A 1,303-nucleotide genomic window follows, 5' to 3' on the forward strand; every position below is an offset into this window, starting at 1 on the left:
CAGGGCCCCGGCAAAGTCGTGAGTGATGCCTGCTGAACTGTTGTTTCGGTGCGTGATGAGGCTCGACGGAGAGTGCGGATTGGGGCGGGCACGACCGTTTCGGTCATGATTCAAGTTCCTACACCAGCATCACAACCAGGAACGAGTCGTGCCCGCACTCCCATCTTCTCCCATGCCTGCCCGTGTGTCCGATACGGGGATCCTCGGAGTCCTCGACCGGGTTCCCGATCCACGTGCTCGGCGCGGGGTCCGTCACCGGCTTCCGGCGATCCTGTCGGTGGCGCTGGCTGCGGTGTGCACGGGCGCCCGCTCGTTCACCGCGATCGCCGAGTGGGCGCAGGATGCGCCGGCAGCAGCACTCGAGAAGCTGGGCGTGGCTGATCGAGTGCCGTCGGAGTCGACCATCCGTCGCACCCTCTCCCGCGTCGACGCGGCCGTGTTGGACCAGGTCATCGGGGTGTGGGCATGGTTGCGGACCAGCGTGATCGACGGCCGCCGGGTGATCGCGGTCGACGGTAAGACGTTGCGGGGTGCGAAGGACGCGGCCGGGCATCTGACACACCTGCTCGCCGCTCTGGACCAGGACAGCGGGGTCGTTCTCGGGCAACTCGAGGTCGGCGCGAAAACGAACGAGATCCCACTGCTCACCGATCTGCTCGCCGCGTTCGACCTCACCGGTGTCGTGGTCACCGCGGACGCCTTGCACTGCCAGCGGGCCACCGCCGAGCACATCGTCGGCCGCGGCGGGCACTACGTGTTCACCGTCAAGAACAACCAACGGGCACTGAGGAACATCTTGAAAACACTGCCCTGGAAAGACATTCCGACGTCGTCCTCGATCACCGGACGCGGGCACGGACGCGGCGAACGTCGCACCATCAAGGCCACCGAAGTCGCTGCCGGGATCGGATTCCCGCACGCAACCCAAGTGCTGCAGCTTCGTCGCACCGTGACCAAAAACGGCCGCAAGAGCGTCGAGGTCGTCTACCTGATCACCTCGATGCCGATGACATCCGCTGCTCCGCTGCAGGTCGCGGCCTGGATCCGCGGCCACTGGGGCATCGAGAACCGACTGCACTGGGTTCGAGACGTCACTTTCGACGAAGATCGCTCCACGATCCGCACCGACACCGGCCCGCAAGTCATGGCCACGATCCGCAACACCGCCGTCAGCATTCTCCGGCTCGCCGGCCACGACAACATCGCCGCCGCGTTACGACACCACAGCCGCAACCCGCACCGGCCGATCGACCTACTTCACACCACCTGACATGGGTCTAAACGACTTTGCCGGGGCCCTGGG

The 1,303-nt window shown here is 65.7% G+C and carries 1 protein-coding gene; it reads left to right on the top strand.

What is annotated here, in order from left to right:
* The first annotated feature begins 148 nt into the window (after positions 1–148).
* Positions 149–1,270: an ISAs1 family transposase gene (locus ACZI8Q_RS20650; RefSeq protein ID WP_463375446.1), complete on the top strand. Its 1,122-nt coding sequence runs from the start codon at positions 149–151 to the stop codon at positions 1,268–1,270.
* Positions 1,271–1,303: the final 33 nt, after the last annotated feature.

The sequence above is a fragment of the Rhodococcus quanlei genome, assembly GCF_055231015.1.